This window comes from Micromonospora sp. NPDC049282 (assembly GCF_043197045.1).
Classification (GTDB): domain Bacteria; phylum Actinomycetota; class Actinomycetes; order Mycobacteriales; family Micromonosporaceae; genus Micromonospora.
On sequence record NZ_JBICSL010000046.1, the window covers coordinates 1 to 1329 of the forward strand.

Below are 1329 nucleotides of genomic sequence, written 5' to 3' on the forward strand. Positions count from 1 at the left end.
GCGACCAGTCGATGGGTTGAATGTGAGTTCTGGTCGTGACCGCCTGGGCGGATCGGGCGTTAACCCGGTCATGGGTGATCGAAAGCGGTATCCCAGTGATGTCACTGACGAGCAGTGGGAGCTGATCGGACCGTTCCTGCAGGCGTGGAAGGCCAAGCGCGTCGCGGTGTCGGTGTCGGGCCGTGAGGGTGACTACGACCTGCGGGAGATCGTGAACGCGATCTTCTACCAGAACCGGACGGGCTGTCAGTGGGCATACCTGCCGCACGACCTGCCGCCGAAGTCGGCCACCTACTACTACTTCGCCCTGTGGCGTGACGACGGCACCGACCAGGTGATCCACGATCTGCTGCGCTGCCAGGCCCGGGAGAAGGTCGGTCGTCGGGAGGATCCGAGTGCGGTGGTGTTGGACACCCAGTCGATCCGGGCGGCGAACCACGTCCCGGCCGTGACGACCGGCAAGGACGCGGCGAAGAAGGTGCCGGGGCGTAAGCGGGGCTTGGCCGTGGACGCGTTGGGGCTGGTCATCGCGGTGGTGGTGACCGCGGCGTCGGTCACCGACAACGCCATCGGCATCCGGCTGCTCGACAAGGTCGTCGAACACACCCCGACGGTGAGCCGCGCCTGGGTCGACGCCGGGTTCAAACAGGACCTGGCGCTGCACGGTGCCGTCCTCGGGGTCGACGTCGAGGTCGTCAAACGATCCGACACCCAGCCCGGGTTCGTACCGATCCGCAAGCGGTGGATCGTCGAGCAGGTCAACGGCACCCTGATGCTGCACCGCCGCCTCACACGCGAGTACGAAAGCCGACCCGAATCCTCGGTGTCACGAACCCTGTGGGCCTCGACGGCGAACATCGTGCGGCGGCTGACCGGAACCAGCACACCCTCCTGGCGGCACCGGTGAACCTTCCCACCGTCCTCGATCTGATCACCGATCGGGAGACCACCGCACGCCGGCACGCCGACCGGCTCCGCGAGCAGATCACCGAGCTGACCGGCGAACTCGCCCGCCTCGACGGCGAACTGGCCGACTTGGCGACCACCCGAACCACCCTGCGCACTCTCGCCGCTGCCGAGTTCACCGCCGACGATCCGACGATCGCCAGCGGGCCCTACCAGCAGATCCTACATGTCCTCGGCACCGCGCCCGCCGGCATGCGCGCCAAAGGCATCTGCCTCGCACTCGGCGTCGAGCCCTCACCGAAGAACGTCGAAGGCACCCGCGCGAAGCTGAAACGCATGGTCAACCGCCACGTCCTCACCGAAGACGAACCCGGAGTATTCACCCTCACCCAGAAACGGACCTAACACTCCGAACCGCCCTCT

General features: G+C 66.8%; 2 protein-coding genes. Both read left to right on the forward strand.

The genetic code is table 11. The annotated features are described in order from the left end of the window. The first annotated feature begins 70 nt into the window (after window positions 1-70). Window positions 71-907: an IS5 family transposase gene (locus ACGFI2_RS30620; RefSeq protein ID WP_393523672.1), complete on the forward strand. Its 837-nt coding sequence runs from the start codon at window positions 71-73 to the stop codon at window positions 905-907. After that, window positions 904-1311 carry a hypothetical protein gene (locus tag ACGFI2_RS30625; protein WP_393523674.1) on the forward strand — a complete coding sequence of 136 codons (408 nt, stop codon included), beginning with the start codon at window positions 904-906 and terminating at the stop codon, window positions 1309-1311. Before ACGFI2_RS30620 ends, ACGFI2_RS30625 begins: the two co-directional genes overlap by 4 nt. Window positions 1312-1329 lie beyond the last annotated feature (18 nt).

Excerpts from the sequence above, each read along its gene's own strand:
- ACGFI2_RS30620 (WP_393523672.1), top strand. The coding sequence starts at position 71 with ATGGGTGATCGAAAGCGGTATCCCAGTGATGTCACTGACGAGCAGTGG.